The organism is Rhizobium sp. BK313, from assembly GCF_014193655.1.
Taxonomy (GTDB): domain Bacteria; phylum Pseudomonadota; class Alphaproteobacteria; order Rhizobiales; family Rhizobiaceae; genus Rhizobium.
On sequence record NZ_JACHZQ010000002.1, the window covers coordinates 183,453 to 202,242 of the forward strand.

General features: G+C 58.9%; 17 protein-coding genes. 12 read left to right on the top strand and 5 right to left on the bottom strand.

Features of this window, described 5'->3' with window-relative positions:
* The first annotated feature begins 115 nt into the window (after positions 1 to 115).
* Both FHT86_RS13265 and FHT86_RS13270 read left to right on the top strand, forming a co-directional pair.
* Positions 116 to 1,282 carry a hypothetical protein gene (locus FHT86_RS13265; RefSeq protein ID WP_133707276.1) on the top strand — a complete coding sequence of 389 codons (1,167 nt, stop codon included), beginning with the start codon at positions 116 to 118 and terminating at the stop codon, positions 1,280 to 1,282.
* Positions 1,275 to 2,033 (top strand): ABC transporter ATP-binding protein, encoded by a 759-nt coding sequence (locus FHT86_RS13270; RefSeq protein ID WP_312862315.1) that lies wholly within the window; start codon positions 1,275 to 1,277, stop codon positions 2,031 to 2,033. Before FHT86_RS13265 ends, FHT86_RS13270 begins: the two co-directional genes overlap by 8 nt.
* A 65-nt stretch (positions 2,034 to 2,098) precedes the next feature.
* Here the strand turns inward: FHT86_RS13270 and FHT86_RS13275 are convergent, their stop codons facing one another.
* A complete protein-coding gene (locus tag FHT86_RS13275; RefSeq protein ID WP_133707278.1) occupies positions 2,099 to 3,658 on the bottom strand; it encodes a DUF4070 domain-containing protein in 1,560 nt (519 codons plus the stop codon).
* Between the two features lie 312 nt (positions 3,659 to 3,970).
* On the opposite strand from FHT86_RS13275, the gene FHT86_RS13280 reads away from it, so the two are divergent.
* Entirely contained in the window at positions 3,971 to 4,477 is a 507-nt protein-coding gene (locus tag FHT86_RS13280) for a hypothetical protein (RefSeq protein WP_133707279.1), read from the top strand.
* A 54-nt stretch (positions 4,478 to 4,531) separates the two neighbouring features.
* On the opposite strand, the gene FHT86_RS13285 is transcribed toward FHT86_RS13280, so the two are convergent.
* From FHT86_RS13285 to repA, 3 genes are all read right to left on the bottom strand, one after another.
* Positions 4,532 to 4,882: a hypothetical protein gene (locus tag FHT86_RS13285; protein WP_133707280.1), complete on the bottom strand. Its 351-nt coding sequence runs from the start codon at positions 4,880 to 4,882 to the stop codon at positions 4,532 to 4,534.
* Between the two features lie 134 nt (positions 4,883 to 5,016).
* Complete coding sequence (repB, locus tag FHT86_RS13290) at positions 5,017 to 6,036, bottom strand: plasmid partitioning protein RepB (RefSeq protein ID WP_133707281.1); 1,020 nt, start codon at positions 6,034 to 6,036, stop codon at positions 5,017 to 5,019.
* The gene (gene repA / locus FHT86_RS13295; protein WP_133707282.1) at positions 6,033 to 7,208 is read right to left on the bottom strand and encodes a plasmid partitioning protein RepA; all 1,176 of its coding nucleotides are present in this window, start codon (positions 7,206 to 7,208) and stop codon (positions 6,033 to 6,035) included. Before repA ends, repB begins: the two co-directional genes overlap by 4 nt.
* 663 nt (positions 7,209 to 7,871) lie before the next feature.
* Here repA and FHT86_RS13300 point away from each other — a divergent pair.
* The 6 genes from FHT86_RS13300 to FHT86_RS13325 all read left to right on the top strand — a co-directional run bounded on the left by FHT86_RS13300 (position 7,872) and on the right by FHT86_RS13325 (position 14,686).
* Positions 7,872 to 8,924: an alpha/beta fold hydrolase gene (locus tag FHT86_RS13300; RefSeq protein WP_133707283.1), complete on the top strand. Its 1,053-nt coding sequence runs from the start codon at positions 7,872 to 7,874 to the stop codon at positions 8,922 to 8,924.
* Positions 8,925 to 9,157: 233 nt separating this feature from the next.
* Complete coding sequence (locus tag FHT86_RS13305) at positions 9,158 to 9,898, top strand: response regulator (protein ID WP_133707284.1); 741 nt, start codon at positions 9,158 to 9,160, stop codon at positions 9,896 to 9,898.
* Positions 9,895 to 11,217, top strand: a complete 1,323-nt coding sequence (locus tag FHT86_RS13310; protein ID WP_133707285.1) for an ATP-binding protein — start codon at positions 9,895 to 9,897, stop codon at positions 11,215 to 11,217. Before FHT86_RS13305 ends, FHT86_RS13310 begins: the two co-directional genes overlap by 4 nt.
* A gap of 181 nt (positions 11,218 to 11,398) precedes the next feature.
* Entirely contained in the window at positions 11,399 to 13,174 is a 1,776-nt protein-coding gene (locus FHT86_RS13315) for a cytochrome c biogenesis protein DipZ (RefSeq protein WP_133707286.1), read from the top strand.
* Between the two features lie 11 nt (positions 13,175 to 13,185).
* Complete coding sequence (gene msrA, locus FHT86_RS13320; protein ID WP_183868819.1) at positions 13,186 to 13,923, top strand: peptide-methionine (S)-S-oxide reductase MsrA; 738 nt, start codon at positions 13,186 to 13,188, stop codon at positions 13,921 to 13,923.
* A gap of 346 nt (positions 13,924 to 14,269) precedes the next feature.
* Positions 14,270 to 14,686, top strand: a complete 417-nt coding sequence (locus tag FHT86_RS13325) for an organic hydroperoxide resistance protein (protein ID WP_133707287.1) — start codon at positions 14,270 to 14,272, stop codon at positions 14,684 to 14,686.
* Between the two features lie 104 nt (positions 14,687 to 14,790).
* On the opposite strand, the gene FHT86_RS13330 is transcribed toward FHT86_RS13325, so the two are convergent.
* Complete coding sequence (locus tag FHT86_RS13330) at positions 14,791 to 15,258, bottom strand: MarR family winged helix-turn-helix transcriptional regulator (protein ID WP_133707288.1); 468 nt, start codon at positions 15,256 to 15,258, stop codon at positions 14,791 to 14,793.
* A 278-nt stretch (positions 15,259 to 15,536) separates the two neighbouring features.
* On the opposite strand from FHT86_RS13330, the gene FHT86_RS13335 reads away from it, so the two are divergent.
* From FHT86_RS13335 to FHT86_RS13345, 3 genes are all read left to right on the top strand, one after another.
* Complete coding sequence (locus tag FHT86_RS13335; RefSeq protein ID WP_133707289.1) at positions 15,537 to 16,493, top strand: S1C family serine protease; 957 nt, start codon at positions 15,537 to 15,539, stop codon at positions 16,491 to 16,493.
* Positions 16,494 to 16,517: 24 nt separating this feature from the next.
* Positions 16,518 to 17,462: a TIGR03571 family LLM class oxidoreductase gene (locus FHT86_RS13340; RefSeq protein WP_133707290.1), complete on the top strand. Its 945-nt coding sequence runs from the start codon at positions 16,518 to 16,520 to the stop codon at positions 17,460 to 17,462.
* Between the two features lie 79 nt (positions 17,463 to 17,541).
* Positions 17,542 to 18,666, top strand: coding sequence for an NADH:flavin oxidoreductase/NADH oxidase (locus FHT86_RS13345; protein WP_133707291.1), 1,125 nt, complete (start codon positions 17,542 to 17,544; stop codon positions 18,664 to 18,666).
* Positions 18,667 to 18,790: the final 124 nt, after the last annotated feature.

Sequence of the window (18,790 nt, forward strand, 5' to 3'; positions counted from 1 at the left end):
CCTCAAATTGCGCCGTTATGGTCATGCGCAACTGTCATCACAAATCAGGCGTCTTTGCCCCACTTGCGGCAAGGTGGCGCCCCATAAATCGCGCAGAACTGCGGAGGCTTAGAGAATGAGGCATGACCGGCTCGTCCTGATCCTGCTTTGGCATGAAGTGCGAAACAGTCTCCTGTCTCTGCGGGTCCGTGATCTCTGTTGGATATTTCTGGGCGGCGGTGGGCTCATCGCCTATGGCATCATCGATGTTGTCGTCGCTCTGCGCAAATGGGCGGAGCTGCTGCGCCGGGAGCAACAGGTCTTCGGCATCGGCATTCCGATTGCCGCGGCTGCTCTGGGGATCGGAGCGGGTTTTGCAATCTGCACGATGACCTGGTCACGCGCCATTTCACCGTTCCTGAGTGCCTTGCCGCTTTCGTCAGGGTCGCGCCGCCGTATGGCCAGTGTGGCGGCACTGATCATCGGCACCCCAGTTGCTATGATCGTCGGAGGAGCAGTCGCCGCATCCTGCCTCTTGATTGGCATCCAAAATGCGATCGGTATTGGCACAACAACCAGCCTCCTATTCGCGGTCGGCTTTTGCCTCGGCCTGTTGTGCCAACAATGGTCTGCCAGGCAGTTTTTTGCCGATGAGGCGTTTTCGAAAGGGCGGACCGATGTCGAACGACTTCGTCCGCCTTTAGTGCGACATCTCGACAGCTCGAGGCCAAGATGGCTGGGCAGCTGGGCATTGGGTCTACAGACAGGCCGCATAAGATTGAGCGTACGCACTGCCGTGGTGGCCATTGTGCTTTGTTCGGCCACGATCCTTTCGATAGGCGCGAGCTTTTCCAGGCATCAGGAGGGGCCCGCCGCCGTTGCTGCCATGCTCGGCGGTCTTCTGGTCTTTATGCTTAGCCTGCGCTGCCATCCGCTCGCCTCCCCGGTACTCAGAACGCAGCCGGCCGGCTACACCCGTGTCTGGCTGAGGCTATTGCGGTTGCCGTCGCTACTGTCGGCGCTATTCTTTGCCTTGCCGGCGGGCGCGGCCCTGGCAGCCGAACCTTCGTCCTGGATCACGGCCAGCTCAAGCGGCTGCTGGCTTTTGCTGCTAAACGCTTCCTATGCCGCCTTCGCGGCCTATTTCGTGACGTCACCGCTTGCCGCGGCGCTGAGCTTCCTCGCCGCAATAGCCTATGCCAGTTACGAAACGTCCGAATTCGGCCGTTCCGTCCTCTTGGGTTTCGCCGCACTTACATTCTGGCTTTGGCATAGAGCCCGGCAGAGGTATTACCGTGGATAATCCGTCGAACAGCATTCTGGGTGTACGCAATCTCAGTGCCGGCTATGGCGGCAGACCAATAGTCACCGACATCAACCTGCGGATGCGCCTGGGTGATGTGCTCGGCCTTCTTGGCGCCAATGGGGCTGGTAAATCCACGCTCCTTAAGGCGGTCACCGGACAGATAAGGCTTCTCGGTGGCACGGTGACAATCAACGGCGTCGATCTAGCCGCCGAACCGGTGCGGGCGAAGTCACAGTTCGGCTTGGCAATCGATGCCGCGGATTTGCCGTCGGCACTTTCGGGCCAACAATATCTCGAATTGGTGGCGTCCATACGAGGTTGCTCTTCAACGGCGTTTCCCGTCGCTGAACCACTTGATGGACTGGGGCTTAGACCTTGGCTGCATAGTTCCATCGCGGACTATTCGCTTGGAACGCGCGCCAAGCTTTCCATTCTTGCGGCGCTCCTGGGCGCTCCACCACTTCTGATTTTCGATGAGTCCCTGAACGGGCTTGATCCGGTTTCGGCCTGGGAATGCAAACAGATGATCCGTGATCTCGCGGCCACTGGCCGTCATGCCATCATTCTTTCAACTCACATCGTCGAAGCTGTGCCCGGCCTTTGCAACCGGGCACTGTTCCTGGCCGAAGGCCGTATTGTCAGAAGCTGGGACCATGCGGAGCTCGATAACGCCGGTTCCTCGCCCGGGGCCTTCGAAGCAAATGTGATGGAGGCTTTCACGGCTTATCGGACCCGCGCAACCGCTTGACCGGCTCTTAAGGGGTCGACAGCGATCGAATCGGAGTCCTTTGCGCTAACCCTAAGATTTTTCGGCTAGAACGAATTGACGATGTTGCCGCCGGATTGCATTTGCTGGACCATCTTGTGCGCGTGATAATGCATGGCGCATTTGATGGCATAGGTTTGCACAATCACCGGAGAGCGGCGACGCAACAGGAGTTTCCAGAGGCGTTGGCGATAGATATTGCGCAGGTCCGATTCCTGTACCAGGCGCATCAATCTTACCAAAATGCCCGCGGCTTCCAAAGCCCACTTTAGATTTAAGGTAATCAAGCGGATGGGATGGCGGCGCAGATGGCGCAGGCGCGACCGCTCAGGCTGGATACGGGCATCGAGATAGAGCGCGTCCAGCCTGTCGAAATAGGCCGCAGGTTGGTGAAGGTCGCTCAACACGGCAAGATAGCCGTCGCGCAGGGTTTCCCGGCTGAGATTGAGAGGAATGACGTTGGTCCCGAAAGCTGGGGGGTCGTCGTGATCAAGCCGCCCCTCCTTCTCGAGACGAGTATAAAGCGGCGTCTTGGGAATGGCAGCCAGCATGCCGATCATGGCGCTGACGATCCGTGCGTCCTTGATGAAGACACGTTGGGCTTCGAAGATCGTCGTGTCGTCGCTATCGAAACCCAAGATCATGCCGCACCAAACCTCCATGCCGGTCTGCTGGATGGTGTGGATCTTCTCCAGCATCGTCCCGCCTTTTCTGAGATTCTGGAGCTTCTTGGTTTCGCGCAGCGCTGCTTCGTTCGGCGTCTCGACGCCGATAAAGACAATACGGATATTGGCATCGACCATGAGCTGCATCAGCTCGTCATCGTCGGCAAGATCGATCGAGGCTTCGGTAAGGAATGTCATTGGATAGTGGTTGCGTTCCTGCCAGGCCACGACGTCGCGCAGGACCTCCTTGATCGCCTTCTTGTTGCCGATGAGATTGTCATCGACGATAAACGCCGTGTCGATTCCGGCGGACAGTAATGCCTCCATCTCGGCGATGATCTGTGCGCTGGACTTGATCCGCGGCTTTCGCCCGAACACGACAATGATGTCGCAGAACTCGCAGGTGAACGGGCAGCCTCGCGAGAACTGGAGACTGCCAAGCGCGTATTCATCCATTTTCAACAGATCGAAACGCGGGATCGGCACCTTGCTCATATCCGTCTTGTCGGCTTGTTCGTAGCGCCTGACATGACGGCCTTCCGACCATTCGAGCAGGAATTGCGGCCAGGTCTCTTCGGCCTCGCCGATGAATGTGACATCGACAAGCCCGTCGAAATAGTCTTCCTTGACGGTGACCCACGGTCCTCCGACGACGGTGAAACAATTGCACCGCTTTAGCTTCGTTAAAATCTCCTTCATCCGGAACCGTTGGACGATCATGCCCGTGAGCGCGACGATATCCGCTTGCGCGCACAGATCGTAGTCGATCGGCTCGACATTCTCATCCACGAGCGTAACGGTATGTTCGGCAGGCGTTAGCGCCGCCAGCAGAGGAAGGCAGGCGACCGGCAGGTTCGCTTTTACGTCAAACAACGGAAGCGCGTGTTCCATGCCCCAATAGGAGATTTCGAAACGCGGATTGATGATGATGATATGAGCCATTGATTAACCGCTCCATGACTTGGAAGACCTAGTTCGGCATTCTGCTAAGGCTATATTTCGTCTGGGCTTGGTGCTTGGCTGCGCTACCCCAAACGGAATGGGAACTATATCTCGCGGCACCGCCGGATGCAGTATTAACAGCCGTAGATGAGCCCAAAATTAAATTTTGAAGAGCTAACAAAGGCGGCGGCTTGTCGATCTCCAACAAGAAAATATAGTCTAACGGCAGAATCCGTGAACTCCACACGAAACTTCCTGGAACTTGCAAGCAAGGTAGGCGTTGAGGCTAGTTCGACATCGAGGTGTTTTCCCATGTCTTTCTTCGCGCGAGCCTTCCTCACCTTATCCATTGGCCTTTTACCCAGCTTGTCCGCGGCCGACGAGAGCGGTTTCCTGCAATCTCTGCAGGGAAATTGGACTGGCACGGGAACCGTCATCAGGCGGATCGGAATGTCGCCGATCAACGTCACCTGTACGTTCGCATCAATGGCGACCACATCTTCGCTCTCCATGCGCGGCAATTGTCGGGGCTTGCTCGTGATGAGCCGTGCGATCTCCGCGGATCTTAAGGTGAGTGGGGCGCGCTATAGCGGCGTGTATGTCGGCCCTTCCGGTGGGCGCTCCGGACTGTCCGGAAGGCGCCAGGGCAATACCATCGATCTTGCCGTTCATTGGTCAAAAGACGTCAACGGCGACCGGACGGCGGACATGGCGATACAAAAACTTGGCGGCAACAGCCTCAATCTGCGAACGATCGACCGCGATCCAACAACTGGAAAATCGGTGATAACAAGCGATATCGCTCTTCGTCGCCTATAGCACGGCTGACCAATCAGGCCTGAAGAGACGTCTTTCCAGCCATCGAGAAGCAGTCTAGCCAAGCATTTTCTGACTGCTGATGCCAAGGATGTCGTTTGCGAGAGCGATTGCGATCCCTGCCGCCACGATGAGCACTCCAATCAGAAAAAGACGGCGCGCGCGGTCGTATTTGACCGCCCGCAGCGAATCCCTCGCGAGCAGATCGGCGAAGACTTTCACCTGCAGGGCTATGCCAACAACCATGAACGTCATCGGCAGAATATCGATGCGACCCCAGTCGTTCGGATTGGAAACCCAGCTATTGATGAAGCTTAGCGAGAAACCGGTAATGATCCCAACGGCGGTCAACGAACCGTTGCGAAAGGTCGCATCAATTTTTTCCTCATCGTCCGTTTCCGGCGCCATGTCGTTTCCTGATCCTGTCAAATGACGACCAGGTCGTCGAAATATGGTCGTCGGCCAAGCACTCTCTCTGCCTTATGTCCAGATCCACTTACGCTCAGCAAGGAATGTGACCTTTCCGCTACCGGGGCTTTTTCCTATTTGGTCTGGTTCCGCCTCGCCTTTTGGGATTCGCCAAGATAGTCCTCGTGCAATCCCTCGATTCGGCGCAGCAGATAGTTTACGAAATCGTCGGGGACGGCTTTCGTGAATGTAAGCTTGGTTCCCGTCTTGGCGTAATTTACCACGGCAAGGGTCATTCCCTTGGAAACGACTTCTTGAACGCGGTCCGGAGAGGCTACGGACGGCACCTTGGCCATCGAAACCGCACTCAGCACGGCAGCAAATCTGTCGTCGCTGGAAAGCGACTGAACAGCCGGTTCCGCCAAAACGCGTTCCGCGACCTTTGCGGCATCAGGATTTGCGCCCCAACGCTCAGCCAGTTGCGCCCAGCGCCGCCTGCCGGTCTGCGGTGCAAAGCCAATGACCGCCAGAACGGTCTGCGGAAACGTCTTTGCGATCTGAAGCATCTCGGAGATGTGCGACTTTCCGGTCGCCAGCGACGCACAGATCACTTCGCGTTTAAACCCTGCTTCTTCCTGACCAAAAGCGAAAACGCATTTTTCAATGAAGGAAAGGTCATCGCGATTGGCATTCTCTTCGCCCTGGATGACGATCGCCTGTTCGTCCGACAGATCACGCACGATTGCTCTGAACTTGACGCCGAGAAGCTTTGCGGCAGCAAGACGGCGTCGACCGAAGACGATCTGAAACTTGCCCCCCTCCCCGCCGAACGGCCGAACCATGCCGGGTGTGGTCTGTCCGTGCTCACGCATGGACTGTAGGAGATCCTGGAGCCTGTCGGCATCGTAGGCGCCGTCGAACCGATCGCGTATGTGCGACGGCAAAACCGCATCCACATCAAGTTCGATGATATGATCGGCACCTTGGAGCAGCTTGTCGGCAAGTTCGCCGCGCTCTTGGAGTTGCCGAACGCCGGCCGCGACCTTGAGGAGATGTGGAGACGCCGATGTCGCGAGCGGCGCAGCAGACGCTGCCTCCTGGCCGAGCCCGACCAGGACGTTTGCGAACATGCCTTTGGAATCTTTTCTGCTCATTCGCGCCCCCATGCTTTCCAAAAAAGCTCTTCAATTTCGGCATTCGCGGCATTGATCGATTCGATTGCCCGGTCATAGGTCTTCGGCGCGGAGAATCTCGCCCGCTGCACCTCGTAAAGGCTTTGTTTCCAGGTCAGGGCATCTGCAACAGCAGTCGACTTGATTACAGAATTCAAAAGAAGATCTTCGCCAAAGACCTGCCGCATCAGCGCCGTCATATTCGCTTGCGGATGATCGTTCGGTTCGAATTTGGTGATCAGAAACTTGGCAAAGTCCCATTGCGCCGTGGTTCCGACCTGCTCGAGGATCTGCATGTAGGATCCGGCAAGCTCCAGAAACTTTGCCGTCGAGTCGACATCGAGCATATGGGCGGGAACGGGTATCAAAACACCCGTCGCCGCCGTGAGAGACGACAGAGTGAGAAAGTTCAGCGACGGCGCCGAATCCATCAAAATGATGTCATAGCGATCCGTGACCTGCTCCAGTGCTTGCGACACGCGCAGCAGGAAGCTCGTGCCGCCGGATTTGCGCATTTCCAAGGCAACTGCGGTCTCGAATTCCGTCAGTTCAAGACCCGCGCAGATAACGTCGAACCCCGCGATGTGGGTCTGATGGATGACCTGTTCGGCTGGAACAGGATCTTCGAAACGAATGGCTGAATAGAGCGTGTCGCCGTCGCGATAATCGAAATCGGGCAGACTTCCATGAAGAGTGGTCAATGATGCCTGGGGATCGAGATCTACCGCAAGCACGCGATATCCTTTCAGCGCGAGATAATGGCCGAGATGGATCGTGGTGGACGTCTTGCTGGAACCGCCCTTAAAATTTGTTATGGCCAGAATCTGGCATTGTTCGCCTTCCACCCGCCGTGGATTCATCCGCTTCTTGCGGCCATTTTGCGCGAGATGCATCCTGAGTTCGAGGATCTGCTCCATCGAGTAGAAACGCCGGCCATTTGCGATTTCGGGAGACGGGCCCTGATCTTTCAGCGAAATCTGCCGGATATAGGCCTCGGTGACGTTGAGGAGTGCGGCAACTTCGGAGGAGGTGAACTTGCGCATAGTGCGGCGCGCATCCGGGGGATATTGGGCGAGATTGAGATTGCCCAACGCGACGTCCAGCTTCGCGGAAAATGTCTGCATGAAGGCGAGGCTGCTTAAATGTCGTGTCACGGCTCTCTCCGTTTTGGCCAGGAGTACTAAGACTAAGCGCCTCGATGGTTACCGTTTCATGAAGGGCCGCGTAGTTACGCAGAATGCCGAAATTACCGATATTTGGCGTAGATAAAGAGGTAGCGCGATTCTATTGTCGCTGGCAACTGCCGTTCGGCGGTGTTCCCCGCGGGGAACTTTTGGTCGGGCACGAAATAAGTGGAGTTCCCCGCGGGGAACATCGGGCCGCAACAAGGGAGCGCGGCACCCCATGCACGGGAGAAGATTTCCGAACTTTTCCGGAATGCCGCAATCTCTGACAACCACCTGGAAACGCAGCCTCAATTCAAGCAGCGTGATTCCAGATGTACCTGTCGACGCGATTTCCGGCGCACCGCTCGCTGGATATCTCTGCTGCGAGCCGCACGGGACTGCCTCCCGGCTCTCTGAATTCTGATTGGGAAGATCGCTTCCGCTTGCAGCTCCGGCAGCGTAAAGATGGCTGTCGCAGGTTCAGTCAGGCAGGTGCAAAGGCTGACCACAATGACGCTGCCGTTTGTAATCAATTGTATCCGGACGCCTCAAAGCTACATCGGCATTCAAAGCCGATCGGATCGCGACACATCACGGATACATGGAAGCGGTTTCTTCATGGCGACGCCGGGTTCTATTGGAGAGAAATAAATGTCGGAAGAAATCAACCATCATCGCCGCCGGTTTTTTGGCACCGCGGCCGCAACCATCGCCCTCACGCAGCTCGGCGTGTTCGGGGCTGCAGAAGCACAATCGGCCAAAACGAAGCCGACAGCCCTACCTGCGGTCAAGCCAGGCACCAATACATCGTTTGGTCCCCTCAAGCAGATCGAGGCCGGCGTGCTGAATATCGGATACGCCGAGGCCGGGCCTGCCGATGGTCCACCGGTCATTCTTCTGCACGGCTGGCCCTACGATATCTACAGTTTCGTCGACGTCGCTCCGTTGCTGGCAGCACAGGGCTACCGCGTGATCGTTCCCTATCTGCGCGGTTATGGCACGACCCGCTTTCTTTCCGATGATACGATTCGCAACGGCCAGCAGTCGGTCGTCGCCGTCGACATCATCGACTTGATGGACGCGCTGAAAATCGAAACGGCGATTCTCGGCGGCTTTGATTGGGGTGCACGTACGGTCAATATTCTCGCAGCACTTTGGCCGGAGCGCTGCAAGGCCATGGTTTCCGTCAGCGGTTATTTGATCGGCAGCCAGGACGCCAATAAGACGCCGTTGCCGCCAAAAGCTGAACTGCAGTGGTGGTATCAATATTATTTCGCCACGGAACGCGGCCAGGCAGGCTACGATAAATACAGGCACGATTTCGCTAAGCTCATCTGGCAGATCGCATCGCCGAAGTGGAACTTCGACGAGCCGACGTTCGAACGCAGCGCGGCATCCTTCGACAATCCGGATCATGTCAGCATCGTCATCCACAATTATCGCTGGCGACTGGGTCTGGGGGAGGGCGAGCCGCAATATGACGACCTGGAAACCCGGCTGGCGAAGGCTCCGGTGATCACCGTACCGACGATTACCCTGGAAGGCGACGCCAACGGGGCTCCGCATCTCGATCCTGCAGTCTATCGCGGCAAATTCTCGGGCCCATATGCGCACCGGACCATCGAGGGGGGCATTGGCCACAATCTGCCGCAGGAGGCGCCGCAGGCATTCGCGCAGGCGATCATCGACGTCGACAGTTTCTAATCTCCCCAGCAGGCCCGCCGGGCGATAGCATAGAATGCGCGTCCGGCGACTTAAGAGCAGCCTTGCTCATCCGATGCATATCCCTGGCAAACCACAGGGCTTGCCGGCGCAACAATTCAATCAGCCGTGGCATTTGACTAGATTCCAATCAAACGGTTTATAAGTCCTGGAAACGGACCGCGGCGGCCGTTGAGGAACTAAAGCGTCATCCTGGAAAAAAGGGCACCCCGACGATGGATCACATCGACCATATCCTGATCGTCGATGACGATCGTGAGATCCGCGAGCTGGTTTCGAGCTATCTCAAAAAGAACGGGCTGCGCGCCACCGTGGCTGCCGACGGCCGGCACATGCGGGCCTTCCTGGAATCGAACGCGGTCGATCTCATCGTCCTCGACGTGATGATGCCGGGTGACGACGGTCTGGTTCTTTGCCGAGAGCTGCGCGCCGGCAAACACAAGTCGACGCCGATCCTGATGCTGACGGCGCGCGATGACGAGACGGACCGTATCATCGGCCTGGAGATGGGAGCGGATGACTATCTGGTAAAACCCTTTGCCGCACGCGAGCTTCTGGCCCGCATCAAGGCAATCCTGCGCCGCACCCGCATGCTTCCGCCGAATCTTCAGGTGACGGAGGTCGGTCAGCTCTTGTCTTTTGGCGATTGGCAGCTCGACACGACTGCCCGGCACCTGCTCGATCGCCAAGGAACGGCCATCGCCCTCAGCGGTGCCGAATATCGTTTGCTGCGAGTGTTCATCGACCATCCGCAACGCGTCCTCAATCGGGATCAGCTCTTGAACCTCACGCAAGGGCGTGATGCCGAGTTGTTCGACCGGTCCATCGACCTATTAGTTAGCCGGCTTCGCCAGCGCCTCGGCGACGATGCGCGCGAGCCTGCCTATATCAAGACCGTCCGCAGCGAGGGCTATGTTTTTGCGATGCCGGTCGAAATATCCGAGCTGCGCCGATGAGCGCCGTCGCAGGGTTTCGGGGGCTGCGACCTTGGCCTCGCACCTTGGGATCGAGGCTGTTTCTGATCCTTCTCGCCGGCTTGATGCTTGCGCAAGGGCTTACCTTCAGCGTCCAGTTCCTGGAACGCTATATGACGGCCAAGACTGTGATGCTCAACACGCTGGAAAGCGATGTGGCCACGTCGATCGCCGTTCTCGACCGGTTGCCGGCAGCCGAGCGCGCCGATTGGCTGGACCGTCTCGACCGTGGAACCTATCGGTTTGTGCTTAGTCCCGGCCTTCCCGGCGTGCCTGACATGAGCAATCAGGGCAGGCAGATCGCCGGAAAAATACAGGACGCCGTCGGCAAGCGTTTTCCGATCAGTTTCGAATCCATACCGGGTGATGGCAAGCGCCTGCAAGCCCACCTGACCTTGAGCGACGGCAATCCGCTGACGATCGACGTCAATCCTGCGCCTATCATGCCGATGGCCAAATGGCTGCCCTTTGTTCTTCTCCTGCAACTCGGTCTCCTCATTCTCTGCACGTGGCTTGTCGTCCGGCAGGCGATCCGGCCGCTCGTGGACCTCGCCAATGCCGCGGACGCGCTTGACCCGAACAAAAAGACGCCACGCTTGGCTGAAGCGGGGCCGAGCGAAGTCGCCCATGCCGCCCGCGCCTTCAATGCGATGCGCGATCGGATCGCCCATTATCTCGAGGAGAGGGTGCAGATACTCGCGGCGATCTCGCATGATCTTCAAACGCCGATCACGCGCATGAAGCTGCGCGCCGAGATCGCGGAAGATTCCCCGGAAAAGGAAAAACTGGTCCAGGACCTGGCCGAGATCGAGCGTCTCGTCCATGAAGGGGTGGCCTATGCCCGTAGCGCCCACGGAAACACCGAGAAATCGTCCCGCATAGACATCGGTTCCTTCATCGAGAGCCTCGCCTATGACTACCAGGACACAGGTAAAGCGGTGATGATCGCCGACAAGATCGACGGCGCCATTGTCACCCGGCCTCATGCTCTCAGGCGGATCCTGACAAATCTCATCGACAACGCCCTCAAATTCGCAGGCACTGCGGAGATATCCGTGCAGAAGGACAGTACAGGAGCAGTCCTCATAAAGGTGCTCGACCGCGGTCCCGGCATTCCGGAGGATCAGCTCGACGCCGTGATGCAGCCTTTCTTCCGGCTGGAACAATCCCGAAGCCGGGGAACCGGGGGAACCGGATTGGGATTGGCGATTGCCGGTCAGCTTGCCCTTGCGATTGGCGGCTCGCTCGCATTGCGCAACCGCGCAGGCGGTGGGTTATCGGCGGAAATCTCCATCCGCTGACAGGCATGAAACCGCGATCCGTTTGTATCGGAACGTAGCGGCCCACCCTCGTCGAACACTTCGTTACACTTTCGCCCGATCGGGACACATGCGGGATACGTCCGCTCCCTCTTATGCGGTCAATGGCTGCTCGTCGGCCATTGCGCCTTGGCGCCCGATCAATCCCTCAAAGGACACGATGATGACACTTCTTGTCATTGCCTATCTCGGAGGTGTGCTGACAATCCTCAGTCCGTGCATTCTTCCCATTCTTCCCTTCGTGTTTGCCCGTACCGGACAGCCTTTCGTCAAAAGCGGTTTGCCTATGCTCACCGGCATGACGATGACCTTTGCCGCGGTTGCGACACTTGCGGCCGTCGGCGGCGGCTGGGCCGTCCATGCCAACGAATATGCCAGATACGCCGCCATTGCATTGCTTGGCATCTTCGGCGTGGCTCTTGTCTCGCCGCAAACAGCCAGCGTCGTGACCCGGCCGATCGTCGCCTTGGGAAACAGGCTGATGAACTCGTCCGGCGGCCTGCGCGCCCGATCCACAGTTGGAAGCTCCCTTGTTCTCGGCGTCGCAACCGGGCTGCTGTGGGCGCCCTGTGCGGGGCCTATCCTTGGCCTGATCCTGACGGGTGCTGCTCTTCAGGGCGCGAATGCTCACACGACAGTGCTGCTTCTCGCCTATGCGGCGGGTGCCGCAACATCGCTCGCCGCTGCTCTTCTGATCGGCGGTCGGGTTTTCGCTGTGATGAAGAGCTCGCTCGGCTCTGGCGAAAGACTTCGTCAGGCACTCGGCGCGGCGGTCCTTGCGGGGGTTGCGGCAATTGCGCTTGGCTTCGACACGGGATTTCTGGCGCGCCTGTCCTATGCCAGCACCTCGACTTTCGAGCAGGCCGTTCTCGACAATTTCAACGCCGATCTTCCCGACCCGGCAGCGACGATGGTCGCCAGCAACACACCGATGATGGCTGCCGAGAAGGAAAAGCCTCGCTTCAAAAGCCGGCTTCCCGTCGAAGGCCGGCTTCCTTCGCTGGATGGCGCCGTCGCGTGGCTGAACTCGCCGCCCCTTAGTGCCGAGCAACTGCGCGGCAAGGTCGTGCTGGTGGATTTCTGGACCTATTCCTGCATCAACTGCATCCGCACCATCCCTTACATCAAAGCCTGGGCGGAAAAATACCGGGATCAGGGGTTGGTCGTCATCGGCGTGCATGCGCCGGAATTTGCCTTCGAGAAGAATGTCGACAACGTCAAGGGAGCCATTAAGGACTTCGAAATCGGCTATCCCGTCGCCATCGACAATAACTACAGGATCTGGCAGGCCTTCCAGAACAGCTACTGGCCGGCACTCTACTTCGTCGATGCCAAGGGGCAGATCAGGCACCATGTCTTCGGGGAGGGAGAATACGACACCTCCGAAAAGGTCATTCAGGAGCTGCTGGCCGACGCCGGCAGCCAGATGCCCGAAAATGCCTTGGTCAGGCCGAATGCGCCCGGCGCTGAAGCAGCACCCGATCTCGGCAAGATCAGATCCGGCGAGACCTATATCGGCTACAAGGAGGCCTCGAACTTCGTGTCTCCGGAAGGTCTGAAGGGGGATACCGCCCAGGACTACACGACCGGCGAACCCGGTCTCAACGAATGGGGCCTTTCCGGCAATTGGACGATCGGTCCCGAGCAGGCGACGCTCAACAAGGCCGGCGGCGGTGTCACGTACAGATTCAGCGCCCGTGACCTGCACCTCGTTCTCGGCCCCAGCACCAACGGCAAGCCGGTGCGGTTTCAAGTGACGGTCGATGGTAAAGCGCCCGGCGCAAGCCACGGCGCCGATACCGACGCCGACGGCAATGGTGCAGTCACCGAAACACGCCTTTATCAACTCGTGCGCCAGGCAGGCGACGTCGAGGAACGGACCTTCAACGTTCGCTTCCTCGATCCCGGTGTCGAAGCCTACGTGTTCACCTTTGGATGAGGACCAGAATGATGCAGACGACAATCTATTCCAAATTCATCACCCGTTTCGGCATCCTACGTCCCTTCCTGATGACCGGAGGTTTGCTCGGTTTTCTCGGCGCGGCGCTTCTCGGTAATTTGTCGGCCGCCGAAGAACCGCGGCTGGTACCGCCTGCGATGCATGACGTGGCGGACACAGGCGGCCCGCAAACCGCCGTGTTCGCCGGCGGATGCTTCTGGGGTATGCAGGGCGTGTTCCAGCATGTCGCGGGCGTCGTCAGCGCGACATCAGGTTATGCCGGCGGCAGCGCGGAAACGGCAAACTACGAGCTGACGGAATCCGGAACCACGGGCCACGCCGAAGCCGTCGAAATCGTCTTCGATCCAAAGAAGATCAGCTACGGCAAGCTGCTGCAGATCTACTTCTCGGTCGCCCACGATCCTACTCAGGTCGATCGGCAAGGGCCGGACAGCGGCACGCAGTATCGCTCCGCGATCTTTCCGGTCGACGCAGAACAGGGGAAAGTCGCCTCGGATTATATCGTCCAGCTTGAGGCAGCCCACATCTTCACGGCGAAGATCGCAACGGCCATCGAGCCGGGCAAACCCTTCTACAAGGCCGAGGCCTATCATCAGGACTATATGGCCAACAATCCGAGCCAACTTTATATCGTGATCAACGAGCAGCCGAAAGTCGACAAGCTGAAGAACCTCTTCCCCCAATTCTATCGGGAGAAACCGGTTCTGGTTTCAGACAACCAAGGCTGACGGAGGCGACGAAGCGTTCGCTTTGCCTTACAAGGCCATCACAAAGCTTGCGACAGCTCTCTGCCGAAACAAAACTCCTCCGGCGCCAAGCCCGAGGAGTTTTTCGCTTTCATTTCCAGGGGTGCCTTCCCGCGCGAAGTGCAGGCCCCGATGTCGTACCGCTGATGCCTGCTGCCCCGCTTTGTACGGCAATGTACAGAGCGGCCACCCTCCCACACTCCGTTACACTTCTGCTCAATCGGGACACATGCCGGATACGTCGCTGCCGCTTTATGCAGCCATTGGCTGGTCCGCAGTCATTGCGTCCCATGAGGGCGCCAGCAACCGCTTCGAAGGAACCGATATCATGACCCAGACCGATAAAGTACTCTATACCGGCAGGACCCATACCACCGGCGGTCGCGACGGCGCGTCGCGCAGCTCCGATGGCCGCCTGGACGTAAAGCTCTCCTCCCCTGGGACCTCCGGCGATGGTACCAATCCGGAGCAGCTCTTCGCTGCCGGCTGGTCCGCCTGCTTTGAAGGTGCGATTGGCCTTGCCGCCCGCAAGATGAAGGTCTCCGTTCCGGCTGACGCGGCCATCGACGCCGAAGTGGACCTATGCCTGGTCGACGGCGCCTATTTCCTGCAGGCTCGTCTCAACGTCAGCCTGCCGGGCTTGGAGCGCGATGTCGCCCAAGCGCTCGTTGACGCTGCGCACCAGACCTGCCCTTATTCCAAGGCTACTCGCGGCAACATCGATGTTGTGATCAACGTGGTTTGACCTGATCTGCCTTCCAATCGCAGCACCGATACCCGTCAGCAGGATTACCACCGCACGCCGGCACAACAACGACCGGCGTGCGATCGAACAAGCCATGACGGAGATCAAAGCTTTCCCTTGCTGGCTGTCATAAGATTATCGCGAAGCCCGGCGACGGCCTTCTGCAGGGTCAGGAATTCCTCCGCCGTCAGGCCCGAAGCCTCCATCGTAACCTCGCCGAAACCGAAGCCCTTCTCTCGAAGGCGGCGGCCTGCATCGGTCAGCGAGATCCGAACGTTGCGTTCGTCATCCGCGTCCCGTGTCCGTGTGAGATAGCCCATGGCCTCCAGCCGCTTCAGCATCGGCGTCATGGTACTCGGCTCAAGAAACAGCGTCTCGCTCAGCCCTTTGACTGTCTGTCGATCCTCTTCCCACAGCGAAATGATCGTGATGTATTGCGGATAGGTCAGCCCAAGCGCCTCCAGGACTGGTTTATAGACCCGCGAATAGGCAAGGTTGGCCGAATAGATCGAGAAACACATGAAGTCCGCCAGTTTCGCGGCCTCCGTGCGGGGAGAGGTTTTCTTGGCCATCGCGATCTCCAGGAGCGGCTAAAAATAATTATGATGCGAATTATTATCACAGGGCTAAGCGCCCGAGCCGGCTGAAACAACTGTTTTCCCAATGATTATGATAATAATTTATATAGCCCGCAACGGACGCTGTGATAGACGCCTTGCATCCCGACTTGAACGCAGGCCGACGCCCATCCATTTAATTCCTAACGACAGCGCCATGGCGAACCAGGCATCCCCGTGATCGGTCCGCTGGCGGGCAGCGACGATAGGCGCCGCTGTTTGAGGATCAAACGATGGGTTTCATTGATAAGGACATAGTGCCTGCGGATGACGGGGCACTGATAGATGCGTATTCTCAATCCATAGCGAGTGCGGTGGACACGGTCGGACCGGCGGTCAGCCGGATCGAGCGGGTTGGCGGCAGGGGCGGGCATGGTTCCGGCTTTGCCATCTCGCCCGACGGGCTGATTGTCACCAACAATCACGTTGTCGACGACGCCAAGGTCGTCCGCATCACCACGCCGGATGGTTCGGTTACCGAGGGACGCGTCCTTGGGCGCGACGTCGACACCGACATCGCTCTCATCCGAGCGAATTCGGGCGTCGGAGCCTGGGCTCGGCTCGGGGACTCCAAGCGTCTGCGCAGGGGCCATATCGCGATCGCCATCGGAAATCCGCTTGGCTTCGAGTGGACGGTGACTGCCGGTATCGTATCGGCACTTGGTCGCTCGATGCGATCTGCGAGCGGCCGCCTGATGGACGACGTCATTCAGACCGACGCCGCGCTCAATCCCGGCAATTCCGGAGGGCCGCTGGTGTCTTCGCGTGGCGAGGTCATCGGTGTCAACACGGCGGTCATCCAGGGTGCGCAGAGCATCGCATTTGCAGTCGCGTCCAACACGGCGAACTTCGTGGTTTCGGAAATACTCCGCTACGGCCAGGTCAGGCGTGCCTTCATCGGGATCGCCGGCGATACGATCGAGCTGCCGCGAAGGATCGCCCTTGAAGCTGGCACCGGCCAAACAACCTCGGTGCGCATCAGGCGGGTGGAACCCGGCGGCCCGGCCGAACGCGCAGGTCTACGGGACGGCGACTATATTCTGGTGATCGACGGTACCCCGGTCGGCGGGGTCGATGACATCGTAAAATTGATGAGCGGCGACAGGATCGGTCAAAACACGGATCTCCTCGTCTTCTCGGTTACCGGTCGAATCGAGAAACGGACATTGCTGCCGGTTGCCCGGTCCTAGGATGCCCGACGAAGGAGCGTATGTATGGAGAACCCAAGGCAGCATCCGGCATTTGAAGTAGTCTTCAAGCCGGGTAACCTTTCCTTCGGTTTTGTGCTTCCCCTGACGTGCGCCGGCCAGACCAGGCCGGACCCACTCGCGCAGCTCGATTTTGCACGGCTGGCCGACCGGCTGGGATTCACTGCGCTATGGGTCCGGGATGTGCCTTTGAACAGCCCGGACTATCCTGACCCGGTCGAGCATCTGGATCCCTGGGTTCATCTCGGTGCCGTCGCGGTCGCCACTGAAAGGATCACCCTGATTACGGGCGCCATCGTCTCGCCATTGCGGCATTTCATCCACACGGCAAAGGGAGCGGCGTCTGTCGATCACATCTCGAGAGGTCGCTTTCTGCTTGGGCTGGGCTCGGGAGATCGGCCGGGAGAATTTCGGTCGTTCGGGCAGGAGCTATCGGGTGCCGCCGAGCAGTTCCGGGAGAATTGGCAGCGGATCTCCAAACTCCTGGACAATGACGGTCGTCTCGACCCTTCAGGTGCGACGGCCGATGCAAATGCGCAGATTCGTCCCAGACTCTTGCACGGGAGCATCCCGATGCTGGCAGTCGGGTCCGCCGGACAGACGATCGGCTGGATTGCCCGCAACGCCTGCGCCTGGGCGACCTATTACAGACCTCTTGCAAGGCAGCGCGACCGCTATGCGATCTGGCGAGCGGCCGTAGAGAAGGCCGACCCAGCGAAATCGCCGGCCTTCGCATCATCCCTCCGTTTACAGCTCGAAGACAATGCCCATGCGCCAACCCAACAACTCGACCTCGGTCTGCGGACCGGCCGAAACGGCCTAATCGAGGAGCTTCTGGCATTGCGCGAAATGGGCGCCCAACACATCATGTTCAACCTGACCGGCGACGAACGGCCGGCAGAGGAAGTCATGCAGGAGCTTGCATTGGACGTCATTCCGCGATTTCGCTAGCGTCGACTGATGATGTTAAGAAGAGCCGATCATGCCCGGCAACGACAAACATATACCGCAATACGCAAAGGATATCCCTATGGCCCAACCCGCCCTTTTTACCCCATTTCGTGTCCGCAACCTCGACCTGGCCAACCGGATCGTGATCGCTCCCATGTGCCAGTATTCGGCCGAAGACGGATGCATGAACGACTGGCATTTGATCCATCTTGGCCAGCTTGCCCTTTCGGGAGCAGCCTTGCTGACCATCGAAGCAACAGCGGTTCTCCCGGAAGGCCGCATCAGTTGGGCGGATGTCGGCCTATGGAGCGATGAAACCGAAGCGGCCATGCGCCGGACATTGCAGGGCATCCGGCGCTGGTCGGACATGCCGATTGGCATTCAGTTGAACCATGCCGGCCGCAAGGCGTCGACCGAAGTACCGTGGCTTGGAGGAGCGCAGATCGCTCCAGGCAAACCGCATGGCTGGCAAACTGAGGCGCCCTCTGCGGTGCCGTTTGCCGAGGGCCGGGTTGCGCCAACCGCTTTGGACCGCGACGGGTTATGGCGGGTTCGCGATGCCTTTGCGGCGTCAGCCGTCCGCGCCGGTCGACTTGGACTCGACTTCGTCCAGCTTCACGGAGCCCACGGCTATCTCCTGCACCAGTTCCTTTCGCCGCTCTCGAACCGACGTGAGGACGAATATGGCGGCTCGCTTGAGAACCGGATGCGGTTTCCGCTAGAGGTGTTCGATGCGGTGCGCGCCGCGTTCCCGGCCGATAAAGCGGTCACCATGCGGGTATCGGCAACGGATTGGGTCGAGGGCGGTCTGACCGTTGACGAGATCGTTACCTTTGCCAAGTTACTCGACGCCCGCGGCTGCGATGCGATCCATGTCTCCAGCGGCGGCCTTCACCCGGCGCAGCAGATTCCGATAGGACCGAGCTATCAGGTGCCACTTGCGCGCGCCGTCAAAGCCGCCGTTCGCATGCCGGTCGTTGCCGTCGGGCTGATTACGGAGCCGACGCAGGCCGAAGCGATTGTCTCGACCGGCGACGCCGACATGATCGCCCTGGCGCGCGCCATCCTCTACGATCCCCGCTGGCCATGGCATGCGGCTGCAGAATTGGGAGCCCAGGTGCGCGCGCCCAATCAATATCTCCGCAGCCAGCCGCGTCAGTTCAAGGACCTGTTCGAGCTGGGTGGTGGCACGACCCGCGCGTAAGCAAGGCCGTCCGATCTTCTCATCACGACGGTCGCTGATACCGGTCGGCCGTGAGATTTGTGGCCAGTCGCATTGGTCGATGCTCGTATTTCGCTTCAGAGCAATTCCAAGAAAAGTGCGAAGC